The sequence below is a fragment of the Armatimonadota bacterium genome (assembly GCA_022563855.1).
Taxonomy (GTDB): Bacteria; Armatimonadota; Fimbriimonadia; order Fimbriimonadales; family Fimbriimonadaceae; genus JADFMN01.
This window is the reverse complement of sequence record JADFMN010000010.1, coordinates 20674-45940: the sequence shown is the minus strand read 5'-3', so window position 1 is coordinate 45940 and position 25267 is coordinate 20674. Positions and strand designations below refer to the sequence as shown.

The 25267-nt window shown below is 59.9% G+C and carries 20 protein-coding genes; 9 read left to right on the top strand and 11 right to left on the bottom strand.

Features of this window, described 5'->3' with window-relative positions:
- Positions 1-68: 68 nt before the first annotated feature.
- A complete protein-coding gene (locus tag IH944_11990; protein ID MCH7905268.1) occupies positions 69-989 on the top strand; it encodes a polysaccharide deacetylase family protein in 921 nt (306 codons plus the stop codon).
- A gap of 93 nt (positions 990-1082) precedes the next feature.
- On the opposite strand, the gene icd is transcribed toward IH944_11990, so the two are convergent.
- From icd to IH944_11950, 8 genes are all read right to left on the bottom strand, one after another.
- Positions 1083-2381, bottom strand: coding sequence for an NADP-dependent isocitrate dehydrogenase (gene icd, locus IH944_11985; protein MCH7905267.1), 1299 nt, complete (start codon positions 2379-2381; stop codon positions 1083-1085).
- A gap of 441 nt (positions 2382-2822) precedes the next feature.
- Positions 2823-4085, bottom strand: coding sequence for a BNR repeat-containing protein (locus tag IH944_11980; GenBank protein MCH7905266.1), 1263 nt, complete (start codon positions 4083-4085; stop codon positions 2823-2825).
- 93 nt (positions 4086-4178) lie between these two features.
- Positions 4179-6947 carry a hypothetical protein gene (locus tag IH944_11975; protein MCH7905265.1) on the bottom strand — a complete coding sequence of 923 codons (2769 nt, stop codon included), beginning with the start codon at positions 6945-6947 and terminating at the stop codon, positions 4179-4181.
- A 443-nt stretch (positions 6948-7390) separates the two neighbouring features.
- A complete protein-coding gene (locus tag IH944_11970; GenBank protein ID MCH7905264.1) occupies positions 7391-8737 on the bottom strand; it encodes a PD40 domain-containing protein in 1347 nt (448 codons plus the stop codon).
- Between the two features lie 66 nt (positions 8738-8803).
- Complete coding sequence (locus tag IH944_11965) at positions 8804-9145, bottom strand: cupin domain-containing protein (GenBank protein ID MCH7905263.1); 342 nt, start codon at positions 9143-9145, stop codon at positions 8804-8806.
- A gap of 4 nt (positions 9146-9149) precedes the next feature.
- Complete coding sequence (locus IH944_11960; protein ID MCH7905262.1) at positions 9150-10067, bottom strand: carbon-nitrogen hydrolase family protein; 918 nt, start codon at positions 10065-10067, stop codon at positions 9150-9152.
- Positions 10068-10165: 98 nt separating this feature from the next.
- Positions 10166-11368, bottom strand: coding sequence for a TlpA family protein disulfide reductase (locus IH944_11955; protein ID MCH7905261.1), 1203 nt, complete (start codon positions 11366-11368; stop codon positions 10166-10168).
- 127 nt (positions 11369-11495) lie between these two features.
- Complete coding sequence (locus tag IH944_11950; protein ID MCH7905260.1) at positions 11496-12122, bottom strand: DinB family protein; 627 nt, start codon at positions 12120-12122, stop codon at positions 11496-11498.
- A gap of 105 nt (positions 12123-12227) precedes the next feature.
- On the opposite strand from IH944_11950, the gene IH944_11945 reads away from it, so the two are divergent.
- Both IH944_11945 and IH944_11940 read left to right on the top strand, forming a co-directional pair.
- A complete protein-coding gene (locus IH944_11945) occupies positions 12228-12761 on the top strand; it encodes a PadR family transcriptional regulator (protein ID MCH7905259.1) in 534 nt (177 codons plus the stop codon).
- Positions 12758-13390, top strand: coding sequence for a LysE family translocator (locus IH944_11940; GenBank protein MCH7905258.1), 633 nt, complete (start codon positions 12758-12760; stop codon positions 13388-13390). Before IH944_11945 ends, IH944_11940 begins: the two co-directional genes overlap by 4 nt.
- Positions 13391-13395: 5 nt before the next feature.
- Here IH944_11940 and IH944_11935 read toward each other — a convergent pair whose 3' ends face one another.
- Both IH944_11935 and IH944_11930 read right to left on the bottom strand, forming a co-directional pair.
- Complete coding sequence (locus IH944_11935; protein ID MCH7905257.1) at positions 13396-16506, bottom strand: glycosyl hydrolase; 3111 nt, start codon at positions 16504-16506, stop codon at positions 13396-13398.
- 243 nt (positions 16507-16749) lie between these two features.
- Entirely contained in the window at positions 16750-18201 is a 1452-nt protein-coding gene (locus IH944_11930) for a DUF4173 domain-containing protein (protein ID MCH7905256.1), read from the bottom strand.
- Between the two features lie 132 nt (positions 18202-18333).
- On the opposite strand from IH944_11930, the gene IH944_11925 reads away from it, so the two are divergent.
- The 3 genes from IH944_11925 (at position 18334) to IH944_11915 (ending at position 20449) form a co-directional block, all read left to right on the top strand.
- Positions 18334-18855, top strand: coding sequence for a nuclear transport factor 2 family protein (locus IH944_11925; protein ID MCH7905255.1), 522 nt, complete (start codon positions 18334-18336; stop codon positions 18853-18855).
- Positions 18856-19649: 794 nt separating this feature from the next.
- Positions 19650-19952 (top strand): type II toxin-antitoxin system RelE/ParE family toxin, encoded by a 303-nt coding sequence (locus IH944_11920; GenBank protein ID MCH7905254.1) that lies wholly within the window; start codon positions 19650-19652, stop codon positions 19950-19952.
- Positions 19953-19984: 32 nt separating this feature from the next.
- Positions 19985-20449: a helix-turn-helix domain-containing protein gene (locus tag IH944_11915; protein ID MCH7905253.1), complete on the top strand. Its 465-nt coding sequence runs from the start codon at positions 19985-19987 to the stop codon at positions 20447-20449.
- Positions 20450-20583: 134 nt separating this feature from the next.
- Here the strand turns inward: IH944_11915 and IH944_11910 are convergent, their stop codons facing one another.
- Positions 20584-21642: a M20/M25/M40 family metallo-hydrolase gene (locus IH944_11910; GenBank protein ID MCH7905252.1), complete on the bottom strand. Its 1059-nt coding sequence runs from the start codon at positions 21640-21642 to the stop codon at positions 20584-20586.
- A gap of 4 nt (positions 21643-21646) precedes the next feature.
- On the opposite strand from IH944_11910, the gene IH944_11905 reads away from it, so the two are divergent.
- The 3 genes from IH944_11905 to rocD all read left to right on the top strand — a co-directional run bounded on the left by IH944_11905 (position 21647) and on the right by rocD (position 25251).
- Positions 21647-23080: a hypothetical protein gene (locus IH944_11905; protein MCH7905251.1), complete on the top strand. Its 1434-nt coding sequence runs from the start codon at positions 21647-21649 to the stop codon at positions 23078-23080.
- A 45-nt stretch (positions 23081-23125) separates the two neighbouring features.
- Positions 23126-23926 carry a prepilin-type N-terminal cleavage/methylation domain-containing protein gene (locus tag IH944_11900; GenBank protein MCH7905250.1) on the top strand — a complete coding sequence of 267 codons (801 nt, stop codon included), beginning with the start codon at positions 23126-23128 and terminating at the stop codon, positions 23924-23926.
- A 140-nt stretch (positions 23927-24066) separates the two neighbouring features.
- A complete protein-coding gene (gene rocD / locus IH944_11895) occupies positions 24067-25251 on the top strand; it encodes an ornithine--oxo-acid transaminase (GenBank protein ID MCH7905249.1) in 1185 nt (394 codons plus the stop codon).
- The last annotated feature ends 16 nt before the right edge of the window (positions 25252-25267 follow it).

Here is a 25267-nt window from a genome sequence, read left to right as displayed (position 1 = left end):
AACGATCAGCGACTCGAATCGTCCGCACAGATAGGATGAGGAACTCGTGGGTTGTTTGGGGATGTATCGTGTTGGCGTCTCTCTGTGCGGTTCGCTTGGGTGACTCTGTCATTGAGCGACGCGAGGTTGCGATTCTCACAGAAGTGGTGGACGAACGCGCGGACTACACCGACCTCTTCGCAGTGCCGGTGCTGATGTACCACCGCGTGAAGGACCTCACGCCGAAGGAAGCGCAGAGCCCGCTGTTGCGCGACCTGACCGTCAGTCCAGAGGAGTTCGAAAAGCAGATTGCCTGGCTCGTCGAACAGGGGTTCACGTTCCTCTTCGCGCGCGAGGTCGAGCAAGCCGTGCGCGAAGGCACGATGCTCCCGGAGAAGTCGGTCGCGATCACGCTCGACGACGGCTACCTCGACAACTTCGAGCAGGCGTACCCGATCCTGAAGAAGTACGGCGCGAAGGCGACGATCTTCATGACGACGGTCAACCTGACGCGCCCCGACAGGCTCCACGCGATGCACCTCGTCGAGATGCGCAAACACCAGGTGCGGTACGGATCACACACCGTCCACCACTACGACCTCGTCTCGCTCGACCCCGACGTTCTGGACTTCGAACTGGTCGAGTCGAAGAGGGTGCTGGAAGAGATTTTGGGCGAGGAGATCGACTCTCTTGCGTATCCTTCCGGCGAATACAATCAAGTAGTGGTCCTGCACGCCCTAGGCGCCGGCTACCGCGCAGGCTGGAAGAAGGGCGGCGGCATGGTCACCCCCGACGAAGACCTCATGCTCCTCCCCCGCGTCCGCGTCAGCGGGCGGCACACGATGATCGACTTCGAGCGCAAGATCAACGCACGGCTCGCGTCTCTTAAGCGTCTGCGCGAAGGCCTCAGCATCGAGGACCTGCGGCAGGTGATGGCGAAGTCTAAAGCGGCGCAACCAGAGCCGTCCTCCGACGAGATCGATCCCGAGGAGTGGCCACAGGCCGTTTAATCTGGCTGGAATGGGCCGCCTAATGCTCACGGGCTATCGCGCCGTTCGCTTTCGCCGTGCAGGTCAGGAGACCCGCACCACAATCGCGCCGAACTACATATTTGCGATGATCGCGTCGCCGAACTCGCTGCACTTGAGCAGCGTTGCGCCGTCCATCTGTCGCTCGAAGTCGTAGGTCACAGTCTTTGCGCCGATCGCGCCTTCGATGCCCTTGACGATCAGGTCGGCGGCCTCGGTCCACTTCATGTATTGGAACATCATCTCGCCGCTGAGGATCACGCTTGAAGGATTGACTTTGTCCTGGCCGGCGTACTTCGGCGCGGTGCCGTGGGTCGCCTCGAAGATCGCGGTGCCGTTGATGTAGTTGATGTTTCCGCCCGGCGCGATTCCGATACCGCCGACCTGCGCGGCGAGCGCGTCGCTGATATAGTCGCCGTTGAGATTCAAAGTTGCGATGACGCTGTACTCTTTCGGGCGCAGCAGAATCTGCTGCAGCATAGCGTCGGCGATGAAGTCCTTGATGACCAGCCCCGCGCCCGGTTTGCCGTCGGGGATCACGTGCCATGGCCCGCCGTCGAGCGGCTCCGCGCCGAAGAAGTCGCGCGCGACCCTGTAGCCCCACTCCATGAACGCGCCCTCCGTGTACTTCATGATGTTGCCCTTGTGGACCAGTGTCACCGTCGGCTTTTCGTGGGCGATCGCATACTGGATCGCGCTGTGCACCAGCCGCTCCGTTCCGAGGTAGCTGACCGGCTTGATCCCGAGCCCGACTTCGACGCTCGACTTGCGCGCGGGCATGCCGATCCCTTCGAGCACCTTGTTCCACGCGGCGTTTTTCTCAGCGCTGCCGAAGCGGATCTTGCCGAACCGGTCAGGGAAGTTGTCGGCCAAGAGCGATAGCATCTCGGCGTTCTCCTCACTGCCCGCCTCGAACTCGATGCCGGCGTAGATGTCCTCGGTGTTCTCGCGGAAGATCACCATGTCCACGTCGCCCGGGTTCTTGACCGGAGAGGGAACTCCTTGGAACCACCGCAAAGGCCGCAGACAAACGTAAAGGTCAAGTTTCTGCCTCAAAGCTACATTAAGCGAGCGGATCCCGCCACCGATCGGCGTGGTGAGCGGACCCTTGATCCCGACGAGATACTTTTCGAAGTCTGCCAAGGTCTCGTCCGGCAGCCAGCTTCCGGTCTTGTCGAACGCCTTCTGCCCAGCGAGCACTTCGTGCCACTCGATCTTGCGCTCTCCGCCGTACGCCTTCTCGACCGCCGCGTCGAGCACACGCACGCTCGCAGCCCAGATGTCGGGGCCGATGCCGTCGCCTTCGATGAAGGGGAGGATCGGGTCGTTCGGGACGCTCAGCCCCTTGTCGGTCATCGTGATCGGTGTGCCCATGTCTTCGGCGATTCTACCGGAGCAGGAACGAGGGGTCAGGGTCAAGGGTAACGAGTCAACGATAACTGCCACAGTCAGGCCCGGAGGGTTTGTCCTTGCGTCCGAGTTGGGTTCTATATGGAGCGCGGACTCTTAGTCCGATGCAGGCGGCGACCGATAGCTAAGGTCGCCTAGGAGGACGACCCTCCATTCGCGAAGTCTAAATTCTTGAATCCCGGGCCCGAGCCAGCCCTAACCAATCCGACGAAACCGAACAGATTAGTCCCGTGCTTATTGAGATTCATCGGAAAGGACTTTGTTGCTGCGACCCCTCACCCTGCCCTCTCCCTCAAGGGGAGAGGAAACGCCTGCAGCCCCAAACTGGGTGTCGTTGGGAGGGCGAGCGTCCTCGCGAGCCGCTCGAGCAAGGCCCGCAGGTCAGGAGACCCGCACTACAAAGCGCTAGCGCAGCCGTACTTCTAAAACCGAAACGACGGTCGGTTCCGTCTCGGCCAGCCCCTCAGCATCTATCTGATCGACCTTCTGAAGGAAAAGATGAAGCTCTCCCTTGTGTTTCCAGAGAGCGCGGTCGTACGTCGGTTCCCACATGCCGACCGACTTGGACGTCAGGTCGGTCTGCGTCCACACGCCCTCTCGCTTCCAAGCCAACACGACTCGACCACCCCGCTCTTCGTCGCGGTAGACGACGAGCGGGCCTGCCTTGCCGACCATGACCTGCGGTCGAGATAGCGGAAGCCTCTTCGTCCCGCCACCGCTCAACTTGAAGTCGAGAGTTCGCTCGCTCACCTGCTCGGTCTTCCATCCATCCTCAGTCAACGAGACGAGCATCACCTGAGGCGCGCTCGCCCCAGAAGGACGCCAGTATCCAGCGATAACTAGGTGGCTTTCCTTGGTGGCCATCGAGGTCTGGTTGATCAACTCCGAGTTCTGCTGGATGCGAGCAACGACCTGCGCATTCTGTTCGTTGATCTTGCCTTCGTAGACAGATCCGTCGGAGCGCCGCCACGTCACGCCTGCATCTTCGCTATAGGCGTAACAGAGGTCGTGGTTGGTCGCGACGTCGCCCGTTTCGCGCCAGACCCAAGAGATGTGAAGCCCGCCGTTCTCATCGACGCACGCCTGCCAGTAGGCGTTTCGCTCACCCTCACCGTCGATCAGGTTATTGTGCAGCTGTGTCCAGCTTTTCGTAACGTGGTCGTACCGGTTCAAAACGACATTGCCGTTTCCAGATCCCCCGTCACGGTAGAAGAACAGCAGCCTGCCGTCGGGGAGGCGGAAGAACTGCGGGTAGGTGACAGAACGCTCGACACTGCCGGTCATGCTTCGCTTCTCGCCGAGCTCGATCGAGCCAGGGCTCGTTGCCGTTACGTAGTTGAGCGGGTTGCCGTGGTGGTCCCAAGATACGTGAAGCAGTCCAGAGCCATCGACACCGATGCTGATTCCGTTGTGCGCATCAGACGTGTTGCCTTTGTACTGCGTCCTGTTCTTCTCCCAGACGGTCGAAGACAGCTTTCGCCTGGCGATGACCATAGTGCTGTCGCCGTCGTAATACGCAACGTACTGCGTCTCACCGAACGATGTGACAGACGACTCGCGGAACACGGTTGCGTTGACCGAGTTCTTCGACCAACCAAGACCGATCGGCACGACGCGGGTTTGTACGTCGTCACTAGCGAGCAGCAGCCCAAGAGCGAGAGCAAACATAACTAACCGCCGATGAGGCCGGGAGGGCGAGCGTCCCCGCGAGCCGCTATGGCAGGGCGCACAGGTCTGGAGACCCGCACCACAATTGCTTGGCTACGCTCCGTCGTCGTCCTCCACCGGCGCAGGATCGAGCTGGTCGCGGAACAGCGCGGCGTTGAAGAACAGAGGGTAAGACCCCACCGTCTGACCCCGCCAGAACGGGTTGAACGAGAACAGCAGCACGTGTCCTTCGCCGACTTTGCAGTCGATCAGCGCGGGCTTGCCCGCCAGCTCGTCGGCACCGACGAGCATTCCCGCGACGAGCAGATCCTTCTCAGCGGCGAACCGTAGCAGCACGCGCGGAGCGGTCGGTCGCGGGCCGGGACCGGGTCGTTCGGAGTCGCCCTCCTTCGCTTCAGGCACGTACTTGCCCCGGCCTTGCACGACGTCCGGGTCGGTGAGAGAGCCCCTGCCGCTGACACGACCGCGCGACGCTCCACCGCCTCCGAAACGCCGGCCGAAACCGCCTCCGCCAATCGAGAAGACAGGCAGCGAGTTGGCGTTGAAGTACACCGCCAGCGTGTCGTCAAAACCGCTGAGCACCTTCGAGTCGTCGTCGGCGCGCTCGGTCAGGTAGACGCCGCCGGGAGCGTTCAGCTCGTTCGGACGCTGGATAGTTACGTCGCTCACGATGCCGAACTCGATCGGTACGCGCGCCATGTTCCCGATGCAGACGAGCAGCCCGCCGTTCTGCACAAAGTTGCGCAGGTTGATCACGCCCTCCAGCTCGATCCCGCCACGGATGTCGTCGCTCGTATCAGGCCCGCCGAGGTTCGGCATCATCGTCGTCGGCTTCCACGGAATCGGGTCGCCGACCATCGGTCTGCCGGTGACGATCGACAGCCCCGAGCCGCGCGTCTGCGGCATCAGGATCACGTCGTACTTCGCGTTGAGGTCGTCGTTGTCGCGCAGCTCGTGAACGGATACGTAGTCGTACTCGATGCCGAAGTTGTCCAGCGCGATCCTCGCCCAGCCTTCGTCTTGTGTAGATGTCCATGTGTGGACGAGCGCGATGCGGGGCAGGCTTAGTGGACCGATGTCCAGGCCGGAAAAGATTTCTCCGGATTTCCGTGTGAATCCATTCGAGATGAAATGATCCCGATATTCTGTCACGGCGAATATCGAACCCTCGGGCACGTCTTCGGAGCCGCTTATCGCCATCGTGACAGTAGACTTACTCGGCCAAAATGCATCCGCAGTCGGTGGCAGGACAAATGTCTGGAGGCGCGGTCCGGAATGCCAGAACCCGAATCTGAACTCCGACATGCTTGCATCAAGAATTACAGTGTCGGTAATTCGCTGAACTTCAACATTGAAAAGAGGCCCGAGTTGCCAGCCAGTGTCGTCGTATGATCGGGGATCGTTTGGATTGTAGTACTGCTTGTCGAGCAACATATCGACAAGCCGAGAGTACGGCTGATTCATCGGGACCAGGAAAGTACCGCTCTTGAATTCTCCGTCTTCCGTCGTTACGTCTTCTTTGAGTTGATACGTCTCAATTCCGTGTGCTTGTAGTGATTCAAGCAACAACCTCTGATTGATCTTGCGCTCTTCCTCTGGAGGAAACACGTACGCTGCTGGGCCCTCTTTGTACGGTTTCTCGACCGATCGCTTCGACTTCAGCCAGAAGTTCCGCATGAACTTCCGCCGCTCGGTCGCGACCTTGTGCAGTCCGAGCAGCACGCCGGACTGCATGATGTTCGTGCTGTTGCGGATCGACCAGCGCACTTTGGGGAACGCCGGGTTCGGGCGGAACCAAGCCCGCGTATTGCTGCCAGAGTTGCGAACGCCGGTGTCAGCGCCACCGGCAGAAAACGTCTCATAGAACCGGCCGATACCGTTGTGCCCGTGCGCGACGGTGAACCCGTAGCTCGCCGCCCACCCGTCGTAGAAGTCGTGCGTCCACACGCCCGGAACGCCGCGCTTGGTCAGTTGCCCGACCTCGTTGTAAGCCAGCTCGTGCCACTCGTCGATCACGATCGGGTCGAGCCACGGGTTGTACGGCCCGGTGCCCGTCGAAATGTAAAGGTAGTTCGACGCCTCGTGCAGATCGTGGAACACCAGCGGCTTGTACTCCAGCCACTTTCGCGTGATCCCCTTGCTCAGCTCGAGCGACAGCAGCATCGCGTCGCGGTTGTCGTCGTGCGCGACGTATTTGCCCCAGTACACCAGCGGAGTCGCTGGCTTGTCGGGGTTGCGCTTCCGGTCCATGTAGATGTCGACCACGCGGTCGCGCCCGTCGACGTCGAGCACCGGCGTGATCATGACGATCGAGTTGTTGCGGATGTCTTGAATGTTCTCTCTTTCTGAAACCGCGAGCCGGTACGCCAACTCCATCAGCATCTCCGGCGGGCCGGTCTCGGGCGCGTGCATCCCGCCGGTCAGCCAGTACATCGGCAGCGCTATCTCGATCAGCTCTTCTGCCTCTTCGTCGGTGGTCTTGCGCGGGTCGCCGAGCTTTGCGTTGATCTTTTTGTAACGGTCGAGGTTTGCGATGTTCTCCTCGCTGCTGATGAACGCAACGACCATCTCGCGCCCTTCCTCGCTCATGCCGAGCCGCTCGATGTGCACGCGCGGCGAGACCTCGGCGAGTTTGTAAAGGTACTCGTTCGCGACGGAGCTGTACGTCAGCACGTTCGGCGCGCCGACGATGTGCCCGAGGTAGTCGAATGGCGTCGGGACCGTGTCGCTGGCCGGTAAATGGTCGACCAGATCGGTCAGGAAGAACTCCTCGGTCGTGTATTCGAGAATCTTGGCCGTGTACGCCTCGTCGATGCGGTCCTGCGGCGCGGCGAGGGCGAGAAGAGCGAGTGCAACGTTCATGCGGCGCAGTGTACAGCACGGAAGTAGGCAGATTGCAGTTTGCAGAAGGCAGGGTCAAGGGTCTAGGGACAAGGGTCGAGGGTCTCAGGTCGATTATCCGACCCGTATGGAGAGCGTCACGTCATTCTGAGCTTGTCGAAGCTCGCTTCGGATGCTCACGGGCTGCCGCGCCGTTCGCCTTGCAGGCCTGGAGACCTGCACCACGACCGAACATGGGAGGGCGAGCGTCCCCGCGAGCCGCGCAAGCCGAGCTCTGCGACCCGCACGGACAAATCCTTCGGACCTGACCGTGCCAAACCGGTTGATTACGGCCTGTCGCGCCGTTCGCAACTCAGGTCTGGAGGTCCAGCACGACATGGGTGGGTGGCGCTCCTGCGACACCGCGCAGGCGACGAGGTTTTTGCGCTCTCAAGCGTCCGGGCTGATGCCTGCTCCCCCTCACCTTAATCCTTTTCCTCCAAGGGAGAGGAGACCGTTATGTAAATCGGATCAGCGACCACTTTCACGCGGACGTTGCTGTCGATGCCAAGCTCCTTGGCGAGTTTGTTATACCTACCGAGAAACACTGTCACCTGAACCCGATACTCTCCGGGATTATCGAGGGGCGTACTGGCAACACCAGGGTGACCGAAGTATCCGCCCGATTCAAGCTTAACAAAGTCGCTTGGCGAATCAGGTGGAATTATTCGCGGCACCCGGTAGCGGTTCTCATAGTCCACAGAATTGCCGTCTGCATCATAGATGTCGAGACTGAAGTTCCATCCTCTGGCAAGAAGATATAGAATGGTAAAACTGCCGCTGGACGTGTTCACGATTCTGACGTCGAACGTGATTTCCTCACCTACTTCGTACAGTTGCTTCTCCGTCGATACGATTACTTTCACCCAGTCAACGACTGGCTGCACTTCTTGGACCGTGTTCATGACGTATATCTCGTCATTGCCGTCGCGGTCAGTTTGAAACACGATCAAGGAACCATCGGGGCTGAATGCGGGAGCCCTGTCATGCGCTGGGTGATTCCTCATTCTTGTCACGCCTGAACCGTCGGCGTTCATGACGTATATCTCGTCGTCGCTCCATGTATCAGCGGAAGATCCATAAGTGATCTTTGACCAGTTCGAGTTGAACGTACCCACGTTGCCGCCCGTTGGATTCTGGATCAGGGGTTGCTCATCCGTGCCGTCCGCATTCATGACGTATAGAAGGGTGTTGGTGTAACGGAAGGACATAAACGCGATCTTCGATCCGTCAGGGCTGAACACAGGGTGATAATCGTAGTGTTCTTCGTCCGTCAGACGCGTTTGTCCAGAACCGTCTGTGTTCATGATGTATACGTCCGACCAGCCGTCGCGGCCGGACTGGAAAGCGATTTTGGATCCGTCTGGACTGAAAGCGGGCCATTGGTCATAAGCTTCGCTGTCGGTCAGCCGGGTTTGCCCAGATCCATCCGCGTTCATGATGTAGATATTATCGTTGCCGTCGCGATCGGACATGAACGCGATCTTCGATCCGTCGGGGCTAAACGTAGGTAACTCGTCGTAGGCTTCGTTGTTCGTCAGCCGGGTTTGACCGGTGCCATCTGCGTTCATGATGTAAATCTCCCGGGCTTTGAATTCGTATCCCTGGCCATCGTAATCCCGTTCGGACACAAATGCGATCTTAGTCCCGTCCGGACTGAACACCGGCGATCCGTCGTACGCTACGTTCTTGGTCAGCCTCTTTTCCCAAGAACCGTCTGGTTCTTGCACTACGCCGGTGCATGCTACAAGGGTCAGGATTGCGGTCAACATGTCGCTCTTTCTATATCTCCTACATCTAGAAGGATACACGCAGCGTTGCGCGAATCGTTGCTCGCGCTACCGATCGATGCCGGTTTTGTCGCTCGGGGGTGAGAACACGTCAAGGACGACCGAGTCCTCGGCGGCGATCGCGCTGTGCTTCAGGTTCGAAGGCAGATGCAGCACCTGACCGGGGAACAGCTCGACCTCCTCTTCCTCTTCGCCAAGCGTGAACAGCATTCGGCCAGAGAGCAGCACGGCGAACTGCTCGTTCTCGTGCGAGTGCGCTGGCACGATCGTACCGGCAACCAACACAACCCGCGAAAGCATCGCCTTCTCTCCGCGAATGAGGCGCCGGCAGATGCCAGGCATCGGCTGATCTTCTGAAACGTCGTCCCAGTCGTACCGCAGTTTGCTCATGTCCTCAAGAATCCTCCAAGCTAGCGTACCGCTTCCTGTCCACCGTGAGTTTCAGAACCTGTGGCCTAGAGTAGTGCCCGGTCGGATCGAAGCTCTGGCGCTCTCTCAGCACGTCGTCGTAGTCTAAATCTGCGAAGATCAGTTCTTCATGACCGACGACCGGCTCGACGACCCACTCTCCGTCCGGTCCCGCGATCGCAGAGCCGCCGTCGTAGAACACCTCTTCGTCGCCGATCATCTCGTCGCGATAAGGCACGCCGTCCGGGATGTCGGATGGTCGGATGATCCCGCTCGCCGAGATAACAAACGACCGCGACTCTTTGGCGATGAACTTCGTGATGTCGTGGGTGAGTCGGAGGCACCCGGGCCAGAGCATGACGTGCAAGTCCTCACCCTGTGCGTAGAGCGCGGTGCGCGCTAGCGGCATCCAGTTCTCCCAGCAGCTGAGCGCCCCGACGGTGAACTCCCTAACCGGGTGTGTCACCAGGCCCTTGCCGTCGCCGTGGTCCCACGCCAGCCGCTCTTCGTGCGTCGGCACGAGCTTGCGGTGAACGCTCAACACTTCGCCATCAGAAGAGACGAACACCCGTGAACAGTAGATCGTGTGACCCGCTCGCTCGGCGACTCCGACGATGACGCTGATGCCGTTCTCTTTGGCAGCTTGCTGGATCGGAGCGAAGTGCTCGACGATCACAACGGCCTCGCGCAGATACAGCGCGTGCAGCTCCTTCTGGTCGGCCGATTCGAATCGCGCGCCATCGGTGCGGCTGAGCCAGAGCGGGTATGCCGGGATGAACGACTCGCCGAAGCACACGAGCTTCGCGCCCTGCGCCGCCGCGTCTCGGATCGAATCAACGACTTTGGCAGTCGTCGCTTCTCGATTGAGGAAGACCGGCGATATCTGGGCGATGGCTACCTTCACAGAATGATTCTGTCACGATTCTTCGTATTGACACAATAAGGTGCCCGAGTCCGGCTAAATAGGCAAACTCGGGCACTTCCAACTAACTATGGCCAGACTTACTTGCCTCGCTTCTTTGCCAGCGCATCAGCGATCGTCTTCGTGATGCCTGGTCCTCGCAGAGTGCTAACATCCGCCAGAATCTCGCCGGTGTCCCCGTCGATCAGCAAGACCGCAGGGATAGACCGGATCCCGTACAGCTTCGCGATCCTCGCGTTCCAGTACATGCCGTCGTAGATCTGTCGCCAAGGCATGTCGTTCTTCTTGGTGAAGTCTGCCAATACTTGTGCTTTGTCGGCTTGATCCAAGCTGATGCTCAGGATTTCAAAGCCCTGATCGTGCAGCTCCGCGTACGCCTTCTTCACGTTCGGAAGCTCGGCGATGCACGGTCCGCACCACGTCGCCCAGAAGTCGAGCATGACGAGCTTGCCTTTATACGTCTCCGGGAACTTGATCTCTTTCCCGTCGGTCGCGGTCGCTTCGAATGAAATGGCAATCTGACCAACGTTCAGGTTTGGCGGTGCCACGAGCTCAGCAACTGTGGCGGATGAGACCTCAGTGCCGAGTACACAGTCGTTCGCATAGGTGAGATCCAGATCGTAGGTCGTGCCGCCGATGTTGAACGGCTTGTTCGGATCGTAAAGCTCAAACCTGCTGTCGTACTTGCCGTCACCGTTTATGTCGATCAAGAACTGCGAGCCTTCGCCAGTGAAGTCGCCTTTGGCCATCCGATCAGCGAGCATCATGTTGTAGCTCTTGCCACCGAGCTCGATCTCTCCGACCATCGCGTAGTCGCAGTAGTACAGGATGATATCCGCGTACGCAGCACGACTGGGAGCCGTTGCGTCGAACCGGTAGGCGTTCATCGTTAGGTGCTCAATGTTGCCAGCGAGCTCTAGGTCGATATTGAACGACCCCCGGTGCGACGTGGACCCGCCAGGTTCGACAGCAGTCCAGATCGGCTCCGGATCGTCCCAAAGGTCGCCATCGCCGTTTGAATCCACATACATCGTGCCGTCCTCTGCAAGCCCGATGAAGTAATCTTTTTCCTTGCCTTTCGGCCCGAAGTTCAATACTCCGAACTCCACGATGCCTATGGCGGAGGAGCGCAACAATCCGGGAGGCGGATCTGGGGAGAGATATAGGCGTTGAGGCATATAACTGCCGATTATCGCGGTTGCGCCCTTCGTCAGCATCTGCAATTGCACATCGTCGGTCGTTGGCTGGCCGACCGCGACCGCTATCAGTAGTTCAAATATCATAATGTTCACCTTAAGACGGCAGGATAAGTCTGGCAGGTCGTGTATCGGCGCTCCCCGTTACGACCTATCGCTGCGCTCCGTTAACCGTACTGCATTCCGGCGCAGTTTGGTTCCAGAGGAGGCTCGATCACGTGACCGACGCGCGCGGAGCCGTCGCCACGACGTTCAACGGATATCCGCTGATCCGCTGCAGGCGATCGATCTGTCGCAGATGACGATCGTTGTGCACCAGAATAATCTTGAAAACGTCGCCGAGCTGGAACCTCAAGAGCCGCGAGACAGGTGACCTCACCTTCGTCTTCATCAGATCCGCGCCGATAGATTCAGTGATGATCACATCGACTCCCGCTAGCTGGTCCAAGAACAGAGTGGTGACGTTTCTTGGCAGCGACTTCATGTGCGGCTCAAACTTCTTGGGGACGGGCATGCTGAAGTTTCCGTCGGGGCCCACAGCTTCAATGAACCTCTGTCCAACGCGGTTCGGGCTGTACTCCTGATCCTCCGGCTCGCGAGGCCTACGACCACGGATGACTTCAGCCGCTGCCTTCAGGTAATTGTCGTTGAGGATTCGCATGTGTTCGACGATTTGAGCCATGCACCAAGATTCGTCGTTTGGCCTCCATCGGAGTTGCTCTTCGGACGGCCGACGCAAGAGAGTCTCGGCGTACGTTCGCTGCTCCTGAAAAGCCGCCTGCAAGAAGTGGCGATAAGTCAAAGAGTCCATGATCCTGCTCCAAGGCCAATGGTTGGCCATGTCACGATGCTAGTATATGTCGGTTTTGGTGCGTCTGTGCCAGAAAAATCGCCTCCTCGGCTTCACAGGCAGGGCAACGGGCTGAGGATCAGGTAAACACCGGCGGTGCGCAAGCTGAGCCACCTCGCTTATATCGCCCTCGGAGTGATCGCTCGCTCCGGCCCCTGCACAGCCTACGCCGTGATGAAGGAGTTCCGGCAGTCGCGCTCTTCCTACTTCAGCGGTAGCGCCGGGGCGATCTATCCCCTGGTTCGGCGGCTAGAGGCGGCAAAGCTGATCAAGGCCGAGCGTAGCCGGATGGGAAGTCGCACGAAAAAGCGGTACTCGTTGACCGAGAAGGGCTTCATCAGCCTCCGGCAGTGGCTATCTGCGCCGATACCAGCCGAAGAGGTCTCATTCAACGTCGACCTGCTTCGATCACGCGTGTTCTTCTTCGATCAGCTCAAGCCGACAGAGAGGAGAAAGTTCATTGTAGATGCGCGCGAGAAGCTGCGGGCGCAGATCGTGCTCCACAGCAACGCCGCCAAGAGATTGCGCAAGGCGAAGAACAAGCACGGCGTCATCGCGATTCGGAGCGTGATACTGATCGACCAGGCGCGGTTGAAGTGGCTTGACGAGCTGGAGCGGCAGACCAAGTGACCGCAGCAATCGACCCGGACATTCTGGCGTTCTCGGTGCTTGCGGTGATGCTCGCGATTACGCCGGGCGCTGACACGATGATCGTCTTCAAGAACGCCGCCGCCGGCGGAACGCGGCGCGGCCTTCTGACGATGGTTGGCGTCAAACTTGGCACGGCTGTGCACGCCCTGCTCGCGGGAGTTGGTGTTGCGACGATTCTGCTTCAGTTCTCAACCGCTTACACAACGCTGAAGCTGGTCGGCGCAGCGTATCTCGTTTGGCTCGGATTCCAGTCGATCTATCGAGGTTGGAGACCCAATAGTAGCCGCGAGAAGGACAGCAAGCCCGCTGGTGGCAAGGCGCTCGCGGAAGGGTTTTTGTCGAACGTTCTCAATCCGAAAGTCGTGTTGTTCTACGTCGCCGTTCTGCCGCAGTTTGTCGGCCCGAGCGACGACATTTTGGCTCGTTCGGCGCTGTTGGCGTCCATCCACATCGCGGCGTCGATCATTTGGCTGACGCTCGTGTCGGCGTTTGTCGGCACAGCCCAGCGGTGGCTTGAGAACCCGAGGGTCAAGAGGACCATCGATACCGTTTCCGGGCTGGCCATCGCCGCGTTCGGCGTCAAGCTCGCCCTGTCCGGCAGGCAGTAGATCGGCTAGTCGTTCATGCCCTTAGGCACCACCGGCTCTGCGCCTTTCGCCGTCACCTTCGTGTTGAACGCCTTCAGGTCGTTCTCGACGAGCGTTTGCATTTTTTCCAGCTCCGTATCGAGCAGCGACGAGAGCATGTCGAACACCTCATAGCTCTGCTTCGTAGGTGCGAAAGGACCGCTGAGTACGACGCCCAAGAGCGCTGCGATCCGGTTGTTCAGCCTGATCGGGTAGTTCAGCAGATCCTGCCCGGCCTGAGCCTTGGTCTGATAGATCGCGCGCTCGACTTCTCCGAATTTGGCCATCATGCTGTCGGCATCACCCTGCAAGTCTGAGTGCTCCTCCACGATCGACTCGACCTGCTCGCGAATGCTGCGGACCTTTACGACGATGTCGTTCGCTTCGTTCGTGCGCTTGGCGATCAGCCGGGCGAACTCGAACTGCTCGACGAGGTCGGCGTCCGTTGCTCCAGATCTTGGGTCGCCTTTCCAAATGAACTCCGACTCTGCCTCGAAGCCGTCTGCGATCATCCGGACTCGGTACACGCCCGGTGGGGCAGTTATCGGTCTCGGACCAGCAGCCCACATCAACATGCCACGGGGGTTCGTGAAGGAGCTGTACTGAAGCCACTGCGAAGTGCGGTGCAGGCCAGCTGTCTTGGTCGCGGACGAACTGGTCGCTACCACATCGCCAGAGCCGTCCAGATACTCGAACTTCAGTTCTTCGACGTCGTTCGGCAAGTAGTAGTTGACCACAACTCCCGTCAACGGATTTGCGCCGGTCGGTTCGCGCTCTCCTGAACCCCCACCCCGGCGGCCTCGTCCGCCTCCGCCGCCTCGGAATCCTCCACCTAGCCGCACGGCGTAACTGTCTTGTGGAGTGAACAGGACGGGCTTGTCGGCTGACCGGAGACGACGCGACTGACGTAGCGGCGTCAGATCGTCCAGAACCCAGAACGATCGACCGTGCGTCGCTGCAATGAGGTCGCCGTTCTTCACGGTGAGGTCGTGTATCGGCACTATCGGCAGGTTCATCTGCAGCGGCTGCCATACGTTGCCGAAATCGAAGCTGACGTACACGCCGGTCTCTGTGCCGGCGTAGAGCAACCCTGGTCGAACCGGGTCTTCGCGCACGACGCGCACGAACGCTTCGTCACCGATGCCTGCGACCGAGTTCTGCCACGTCCTGCCGTAGTCGTTTGTGATGTAGATGTACGGTGCGTAGTCGTCGCTCTCGTGGTTGTCCAGGGCTAGATAAGCCGTAGCCGGATCATAGTGCGACGGCTCGATCATGCTGCAAAGACCCCACTCCGGCATTCCACCGGGGGTGACGCGCATCCATGTGCTGCCGGCGTTCTGGCTCACGTGTACGAGCCCGTCGTCGGAGCCTGCCCAGAACAGCCCGGGTCGTATTGGCGACTCGGCAAACGTGAACACGGTCGCGTAGATCTCAACTCCCGTGTTGTCCTTCGTGATCGGTCCACCGCTTGCTTGAAGCGTGATCGGGTCGTTCTTGGTCAGGTCGGGCGATATCTTTCGCCACGACCCGCCCATGTCTGTGCTTCGCAGAACGAACTGGGAGCATGTGTACAGCACGTTCGAGTCGTGCGGAGAGAACAGGATCGGGAACGTCCATTGAATCCGCTGCACGAGGTCGATCGCGCCGTGCCCCATCGGGTTGTCGGGCCACGCGTTGACGTTGCGCCTCACGCCGGTGCGGTGATTGCGCATCGTCAGCAATCCACCGTAGCTTCCGCCGAAGACGATGTCCGGGTCGTCGGGCTTCACGGCGATGTAGCCGCTCTCTCCGCCAGCCGTGGACTCCCAGTCGTCGCGGGAGATCCCACCCGGCGCTCGGCTTGCAATCCGCACGGTGCTGTTGTCCTGCTGGGCGCCGTAGATGCGGTACGGAAACGCGTTGTCCGTCGTGACGTGGTACATCTGTGCCGTCGCAAAGTCCTGGGACGTCCAGTTGCCGCCGCCGTTCTTGCTGACATTCCCACCGCCGTCGTTGGCGTTGATCATGATGTCCGTGTCGTCAGCGCTGATCCAGAGGTCGTGGTTGTCGCCGTGGGGAACGCCGATTCCACTGAAGCTTTCGCCGCCATCGGTCGAACGGTAGAAACCGGTGTTGAGCACGTAGACCTTGTCTTTGTCAGCCGGGTCTGCGTAGATCCGAGTGTAGTAAAAAGCGCGCTGCCGGTATCTGCGATTCTCGTTGACCTTCTCCCATGTCGCGCCTGCGTCGTCGCTGCGGAAAACCCCGCCGTCGAGTGCTTCGATGATCGCGTAAATTCGGCTGGAATCTGCACCCGAAATCGAGACGCCGATCTTGCCGAACATCTCCTTCGGCAGACCGGGGTTGTTGCTGATGTCCGTCCAAGACTCTCCACCGTCGGTCGACTTGAACAGCTTCGAGCCGGGGCCGCCAGAGTTGAGGCTGTAGCCCGTTCGCCAGACTTCCCAAGTGCCTGCGAACATCACGTCCGGGTTGTTCCTATCGACGCTCAGGTCGACCGCGCCCGCTCGCTCGCTGACAAAAAGAACCAGTCTCCAAGTCTTTCCGCCATCGGTCGTCTTGAAGATTCCGCGCTCGGGATTCGGTCCGTAGATGTGGCCGAGCGCCGCGACCCAGACGGTGTCCGGATCGGTCGGGTGAACGCGCACCCGCGCGATCGCCCGCGTTTCTTTCAGCCCGACGTACGTCCACGTCTCGCCACCGTCCGTCGTTTTGTAAACGCCGTCGCCGTGGCTGACGTTGCCGCGCAGCTGCGTCTCGCCCATGCCGACGTAGACCACGTCGGGACTCGACGGGCTGACGCCGATCGCGCCGACGGAGCCGGTCTTGAAGAACCCGTCGGACACGTTCTCCCAGTCCACGCCCGCGTTCGTCGTCTTCCACAGCCCACCGCCGCACGAGCCCATGTAGTACTCGTCCGGATGTCCGGGGATGCCGTGGACCGCCACGGAGCGTCCGCCTCGGAACGGGCCGATCTCTCGCCACTCCATTCCGGCGAACAACTCGGCGTTGACCGTCTGTGCCAGGGCCGGTACCGCTGAGGCGGCGAGCGTCAGCACCAGGACGAATCTCAGTAAGTTAGCAGAACGTTTTCGCATTCGATCCTCTCAGATGTGGGATCGTTTTACCTGTAATAGCGACACCACGAGTTTTTGCTACCTGCCGGGGCCAGTGCTCGACCGCCGCGTGGGAGGGCAAGCGTCCTCACGAGCCGCGTCTTGCCGAGCGGTTTCAACTGCCGCTGACCGGTGTCGCAGGAGCGCCGCCCTCAACGTAACTCAACGTCGGGAATTTGCTTCACTGCGCGCTTCGGACTTAGTCGGCTCGCGGGCCAGTCTGCGTCACTGCAACCGCGCAACCGCCGTCGTTGCGAGCTCTCGCGAGATCGACTTGCTGCGCCAGTCGGCCTCTCGCTCTTGCCATTGCGAGCGCAGTAGCTGGGCCAGCTGTTGTCGCTGACCGGAACTGACGTGCTCCCAATTAGAGACGATCGTCGGCACCGCGTCAGCACTAAGGCTGGCGAGATGCGCTACGTCGAGTCTCACGTTTTCGTTGAGCTGAGTCATGTTGTACCGCGCGATCATCGCATCGGGGTTGACGAAGTTGAGCCCCGTTACCACCACCACCGCCGATACGAGCGCGCCCGGTGCGAACAGTTTCACTTTGCCCGTATAGAGCATCGCGACAAACCACGCGAACACAAGTGCAAGCCAAAGCATGAACGCGCTCGTCGATACGCGCAGCTCGCTCAGGCCGTACGCGCTGACGTACATCCCCATGCGGTAGACGGCGGACGCTATCACGATGAACAGAAGCGACGCGAGCCCGGTCAGAAGGAGTCGCAGCGCTTTCCTTTGCCTCTCGGTCTCGACGTTTGCAACGGAGTTCGCGCCGACCAGGAGCGGAAGCATCAGCCCCGCCACCCAGACCAGTTCGAAGAACCCCTTGCGGGCGTAGTCGGCGTACCCCAGGCCGGTCGCCAACAGAATCTGGTCGGTCCCGCCGAAGAGGTAGCGGAACTGGATGCCGACGAACAGCGCGAACATGACGAAAAGACTTCCGAGCACGACACAGACCTCCGTCATGCCGATCTTCATCCCCACCTTCGGAGGCCTCTCGACGGCCTCCGCGTCGATCTTGTCGCCAACGATATGCGGATAGACAAGAGCGGCGCCGACGAACGCGAATACGATGAAGAGGAACACCGTCGTGACCACGCTGTTTGCGTCGATCTGAAATGCGTTCACGACGGTCTTCTCGAACATCGCATCGGCGCGTGAGAAGAGCGCCCCGAACAAGAGAAGCGGAGGCACCGCGAGGACTGTGCCCCGCAGGACCGCCGCCCTGCGCTTGGCCCTGGGCCCCTCCCGGAACTTCGCCCACGGCATCTCGCTCATCAGGATGACCGGGTAGGCGATGGTCCGGCCGACTCGGCTAACGATGCCACCGGTGAACTCCCAGGCAGAGGCCGACCACGCGCTCCCGCGCACGGCTCGCAGAGCCGCGACGGAGACCAGCGATCCCACTACCAGCCAGTTCGCAATTCTGAGGTGAGCCGAATCGCGCCATACGAGGAAGAACGAGAAGGCGAGCGCCACCGCCAGAAGAGCCAGGGCATGGCGTCGAACGCCAACGACCCCCTTGTTCCACGCGAACGCCATCACAAACCCAACAGACAACAACCACAAGAAGACATTGAGCCCCGCCCCCGCGTCTTTGAACAGCGCCGCCCCGGTCACACCCATGACCAGCGCCGCACCCCCCGCGAAGAGCGCACGGTCTTTTCGCTCCATGTTGGGGCTAACGCTCGGGTGTCGCAGTTCGTTTCCGAGTGGGACGTTCGGGGGAGATGAGGGAGGCAGGATGAGGGACGATTTCCGAACTCACGAACCCACATAGCTCGTTAGTGACAAACTGGAGACAGCATGGTTTCAATCACTATCGCCTCAGTCTTGCTCTCTGCGCTGGCAGCGCCCGAGCCCGAGTCCGCAACCATCGCTCAAGATCATTCGACGCCGAACGCCGTCGTTCTCGGGCTTTACAACGTCATTTCCGGCCCGGCAGGGAAGAAGCGCGATCCGGAGCAGTTCCGCGCGCTCTTCCACGAGAGCGCGAAGATGGTCTCTGTCGCCGGCGCCCAGGACGGCAAGGTCCGGTACAACGTCTTCACGATAGAGGATTACATCGAGCGGAACTTTCCGTTCTTGGAAAATCGCGGATTCTTCGAGATGGAGGTTAAGAACGTCACCGAAGAATACGGCAACGTCGCGCACGTCTTCAGCACTTACGAGAGCCGTTGGAAGAAAGAAGACGAGGAGCCGTTCGCGCGCGGCATCAACAGCATCCAGCTCATGAACGACGGCGAGCGGTGGTGGATCATGAGCATCGTCTGGCAGAGCGAGACGCCTGACATTCAGCTGCCTGCCAAGTATTTGCCTGGGGGTTAGGTCGAGACTTTTTTTGGGAGTGCGCGGGCCGTCATCCTGAGCCTAGCTTGTCCTGAGCTTGTCGAAGGATCGAAGGACCGCGCTTTGCATTGCGTCGGCTTGACGACGCGAGTTGGGATCCGTTCGTGAGTGGACGTGTGGCATGGTTGTCACGATGCCCGTGCGGGGCAGCCATGCGCCAACTGCACGTGAGCGCCAAATCCTGACGATGCCCTCACCCAACCTCTCTCGCTCACGAGAATCTGGCGTCGTCGGCAGTGAGCAGAGCGGGAGAGGGACTGCCTAATAGTTCAGAAGTGCGCCACGGTCAGGCCCGAGGGGTTTGCCCGCGTTCGACTGGAGGGCGACGCTCCTGCGACACCGCTCTCTCAGCCCGATGACGCATAGGCCCCCTCCTGCCTCCCCCGGCCAAGATATTCTTGAAGATTAGAGAGCACCAAGGCCGGGGGAGGGAATCTCAATTTGTGCGGAACGGAGCGCGGACTCTTAGTCCGCATCCCGGCCATCGGACTCTCAGTCCGATGGACGCGACTGGCCAAAGCTAAGGTCGCCCAGGAGGACGACGCTCCAAGGGAAAGTCCCGATGTTCGAGCGGGGGAGGCAAGTTCGTGACATGCTTGTTCGCACCCTCCGGGATCGCGACGCCGACGCCGGGCCGCGCCCAAATATCGCAGGTATTCGTGTAGAACCTGAGTTGCCTCTTATTCAGCGCCGTTTGTCCAAATTTTCTCATGTGTCACCCTATAGGTGATATTTCAGCCTGATTCATGGTATAATATAAGTGCGAGGTTGACATGAACTTTGCATTTGATGATAGGAAGCTGCAAACGCTCTACATCACGGGCAAAGGCAAAATCGCTCGCCAGCTCGCCCGTGAGATCATCGACAAGTTCTTCATATCGCTGGAAATCGTAGCCTCAGTAACAAGCACCGACCAGCTCCGGCAATTCCGCGGCCTCAACTACGAAGCGCTGAAAGGCAACCGGAAAGGACAGCACAGCCTACGGCTGAACGACCAGTACAGATTGATCGTCGAGGAGTCAGTGGACGGCAACGGTCAAATACTACTAATCATTGAGATCGACGACTACCACTAGGAGCGGTCTCCTCGACCGGGACAAGCGAAACCATGAGTAGTACCAAAGCAACAAAAAAGATAACGCCCGCAGTCATGTTCGGCCCTGGCCGGATTCTGAGCGATGAACTCGACGCGCGTGAGATCACGCAGGAAGACTTCGCAACTGCGATCGGCAAGTCCCGTCAGTTCGTAAACGGACTGATCGGCGGCTCGCGGCGTCTGACCTTCGAGGTAGCAGTTCTCCTAGAGGCCGCGCTAGGCATCGACTGCGACCTATGGCTCAAGATGGAGTACAACTACCGTCGGCACCAGGAGGCCAGGGCGATCCGGAAGATGCAGCTCGGCGTTCGCAAGCGCGTCATCGAAATGCCCGCCGAGATTACAAAAGCGTTCATGATCGCGGCGCTCAAGAAAAAGAAGGCTTATACGTCAGTCGCCGCCAAACAGCAACGAACAACCGGGACAGTATCGAGCAAGCGACGCACCACCGCGCGTACCAGGAAAGCGGCTAAGTAGCCCTTCTGTAGCTGATCGCCGTCGCGCGCGCGGACCTGCGGCATATCGAGCCCATCTTCTCGCCCAGCTCGACGGAGCTGCGCTTCCATAAATGGCGACGCCGGAGCGACGCCCTCCATTCCGAACTCCCGAATCTACCCTCCGTGCAGCTTCTCCCACGCCTCCGCGTACCGCCTGGCGCGTTCCTTTTCGGGGTTCCACTTCGGGGCGACCGGATCGTTGGCAATGTCGAGAGTCGCGTACACCAGCGCGCGGACCACTTGTACCATGTTCTTGTAGTTGATCGTCTCCCAGTGGTCGTTCGCTCTATGGTATTCCGGATCCTCGTACCCCACGCTGACGGTGTGCGCCGGGATGCCCTTAGCCGCAAGCGCGCGATTGTCTGATCGCATGAAGAAAGAATCGCTAGCGCTCTCGTCCATGATCGCGTCGATTCCAGCCTTCTTGCAGGAGGCGGTCAGCCTCGCGCCGATGTCTGTGTAGTCGAATCCGGTAACCCCCAGCTTCCCGGTCCAGTCTTCCAGCTCGCCGCGCTTCGACCGGTCGGCGGAGTACTTGATCGTCCGACCGATCATCTCGATGTTCAGCATCGCTATCGTCATTTCGAGAGGGAAGACAGGGTTGTCGCCGTAGTAGCTCGATCCCCCCATGCGGCGCTCCTCGCCGAAGAAGCAGATGAACACGATAGTGCGCTTCGGTTTGGCTCCCGACGTTGTGAGCGCGCGCGCGATCTCCATGACGGCGACCGTGCCGCTGCCGTTGTCGTTCGCGCCGTTGAAAATCTTGTCGTCGCCCGACGCGCTCTCCAGTACCCCAATGTGGTCATAGTGCGCTGTTATCAGCAGGTAGGTGTCCTTCAAATCGGGGTCCGAGCCCGGCAGGACTCCGACGACGTTTTTGACAGTGGGCATGCCGTCTTCGTTCAAGCGCGAGTCGGGCGCCTCTTGGAAGTAGTCCTCATCCACCGGCTGCAGTCCGTAAGCGCGGAACTGGGCCGCGATGTAGTCTGCGGCCAGATCGAGCCCTGCTGACGGGGTTGCCCGGCCCTCCAACAGGTCAGACGCCAAGTACGACAGGTGTCCGCGCAGAGAACTCGCCGAAACGACTGACGCAGGCGATTGATCCTGAAGGACAGGAGGAGGAGCCGCAAACGTGCTGCACGCGACGATCGTCGCAATAAGCCGAGAGAACATTCTGATGATAGTACCGAAGCGGTTCGTTCAAGATTCCCGGGAGACCAAACCAGCCAGCGGTAAGATCGCTTTTACTTTGTCCCTGCCGACGGCCGGCAAGATCGCCAGCCCATACGCTCGAGGCTCAATCTCGGAGCTACTGACCCAGAAAAGGATTTTCTGGTTCTTTATGCCCCTTGCGCTCTCGTGGATATTCATGTCCCTGGAGTCGCCGATCGTTGCGGGCATCATATCGCGACGGGGGGGCGCAGAGCTGGCGCTTGCCGGCCTGGCCCTGTTGTGGCCTATCTCAATCTTGATCGAGGCGCCGGTCATCGATCTGTTGTCGACGTCGACGACGCTGGCCAAGTCGCACCAGAACTACGTCCAGATTCGCAAGTTCGCCGTGATGCTGATGGTGTGGGTGACCCTAGCCCACGCTGCGGTGGCCGCCAGCCCGTTCTACTGGATTCTGATCGAGCGCTGGATCGGCGCCGACCACGAGGTTGCGGTTGTGCTTCGGACCCCGATGCTCATCTTGATTCCGTGGGCGGCGTTCGTCGGCTGGCGGCGATACCTGCACGGTGTGCTGATCCGTTTCGACAACACGCGGCCGGTTGGGATGGGAACGTTCATCAGGGTCGTCACCGTTGTCGTCGTCGGCATCGGCGTCTTTCTATCGACGTTGCTTCCCGGCTTGACGATCGCGGCTATCGCGCTGTTGTCGTCGGTCGCGGCAGAGACGGTGTTCATTCACTTCGTGAGCCGACCGATCATCAGAAAGCACCTGGATCCGACCAAGGGGCAGCCGGACGGCGATCTGTCGCTCAGAAAGCTGAGCGAATTCCATTTCCCCCTGACAGCGGCTAGCGCGACGATGATCCTGTCGATGCCGCTCGTGTCGTGGGCATTGGCAAGCTCGCCCAACGGAACTCTGATGTTGGCGGCGTACGGAATCGCCATGGGCATCATTTTCACGTTTAGGTCCGTGACCTTCGCTCTGCCTGAGACCGTGATCGCTCTGTACAAGAACGAGCAGTCCAGAGATGCGCTCGCCAAGTTCTGTCGAAACGTCGGGCTGATCTGCTCAGGCGCGCTCCTGCTTGCGTACTTCACCGGCGCGAGCGATCTGCTCTTCTTGCGCGTCTTGAACGCCGAGCCGGACGTCGCAAAGTTGGCCAGCCTGGCTTTGTTGGCGACGTTGGCTCTGCCAGCGTTGAACGGGATCGCCGCGCACAAGCGGGGTGTGCTGACTTTCCATCACCTGACCAAACCGCGCCTCGTTGCGATCGTCATTGCGGTCGGCGCGCTGTTTTCGACCTTGCTCATCGGGGTTTCGCTCAATTTGAACGGTATTCTCGTAGCTGGCGCCGCGATGACCGTTCAGCACATCGCCGAGCTGAGCGTGCTCTCAGTGCTCTGGAAACGGAACCAAAGCACTATTTCAGACGTTTCGTGAACGAAGGATACGAAACGACTCGTCGAAAACTCGCGAGGTATTGCGATGCGGAAGACTGCATTTACACTTATTGAGCTACTCGTTGTGATTGCGATTATCGCAATCCTCGCAGCTATTCTGTTCCCGGTCTTCGCTTCGGCGAAGCAGTCCGCCAAGCAGACTGTCTGCATTCTCCACATCAGGCAACTGGGAATGGCGCTGGCGCTGTACCGCGCCGATTTCGACGACAGGTGGGCTCCAGCCTCGAACACGGTCCCAGTCGGGCCCGAGTTCTCGCCTCTGCAAATGTGGATCGGCTATGACAACAACAACACGCCGCTAACCCGTGGCTTTACCGGAAAGGTCAATGAACCGGCAGTCAACCGTCCCAGACTTGGAGCGATCGATCCGTATATCAAGAGCGAAGCGATCAAGTCGTGTCCGAACCAGCCGCGAAAATGGCAGATGGCCGTGGCGTACAACTGGTTCAACCCTACCAGGCCATCGGAGTACTACGAGACGAACCCGCGCGCCAAGGGCAAGGAGTACGGCCCGGGCTCTCGCGAAAGTTGGCTGGATTCACAGGGGTATCTCAATCACCTCGCCATCCGGGACTCTGAGATGCAGGAAGCAACAAACACGCTTGTATTGTGGGAGCACAACGCGCGCGTGCCGCTGTGCAACTTCTTGCAACCGATCGACTGGGAAGAGAACCCGCCCGTGCATCTTCAATACCTGGCAGATCACTTCAGCTTTCTGCACCGCGGCGGCTCTGTCACTCTCTGGGCCGACGGCCACACGAAACGCATTGTCTTCGCCCAGTTGAAGCGTCGGATGTTCAGCGTAAGAAAGGACATCTACGACTAGTCCGTCAGCCTCGATTCCGTGCACTGACGCCGCCAACTCCGTCAAAATAGAGCATGGTCCAAGCAGGCACTGATCTCTGGCAGAAGATTGCTGATCAAGGGGTTCTTTCCGTCGTCAACTCTTTAAGTGACGCGGACTCCATGGCAATCACCGAGCGCTACGGCGCTCACAACTACCACCCGATGCCGGTCAACATCGTGCGCGCTGAGGGCGTGTTCGTCTGGGACGGCAGCGGCAAACAGTACATCGACTGCGTCGGCGCGTATTCGGCGGTGGCGCACGGCCACCAAAATCCGGCCGTTGTGCGCGCGTTGATCGAGCAGCTTGGCAAGATCGCGCTGACCAGCCGAGCGTTCTACACGACTGAGGTCGCGCTCTTCATCCAGGCGCTCGCCGAATACAGCGAAATGGACGTGGTCTGCCCGATGAACACCGGCGCGGAGGCCGTGGAAACGTGCATCAAGCTCGCGCGAAAGTGGGCGTACAAAGTCAAGGGCGTGCCAGACGGCCAGGCCGAGATCATCGCTTGCAACGACAACTTCCACGGCAGAACCACGACGATCGTCGGCTTCAGCACGGAGCAACAGTACAAGGATGGGTTCGGTCCGTTCACTCCGGGTTTCAAAGTGATTCCGTTCGGCGACATCGATGCGCTCCGGACCGCGATAACGCCGAACACGGCCGCGTTTCTCTGCGAGCCGATTCAGGCCGAGGGCGGCATCATCATTCCGCCCGATGGGTGGATGGCCGCTGTGCGAAAACTCTGCGACGAGAACAACGTACTGCTTGTTTGGGACGAGGTTCAGAGCGGTTTCTGCCGGACGGGAAGAAAGTTCGCGTGGATGTACGAGGACGCCAAGCCTGATCTCATGTGCGTCGGCAAGCCGCTGGGCGGTGGTCTGCTGCCGGTTTCTGCAGCGATCGGCAGCAGCGAGGTGATGGAGATGTTCACACCCGGCGACCACGGCAGCACGTTTGGAGGGAATCCGCTGGGTGCGGCGGTCGCGCTCGCCGGGCTCGCAGAAATGGAGACGAAACGGTACGCGGAGCGCAGCGAGCGGCTTGGAAACAGGCTGATGGCAGCGTTCCGGGCCTGGGATATCCCGAACGTCATCGACGTTCGGGGGCGCGGCCTGCTGGTCGGCGTTGAGGTGGCAGAGGGCGTCGACACCGAACGCTTGGTCGATGCCTTCCTACAGAACGGAATCCTGACCAAGGAGACACGCAGCCGAACGTTCCGATTCGCCCCTCCCATCACGATTGAAGACGCCCAGATCGACGAGATCGTCAAGAGGGCAGAAGCGACATTCCGTTCGGTCTGCTAAAGTAAGCGAGATCGTC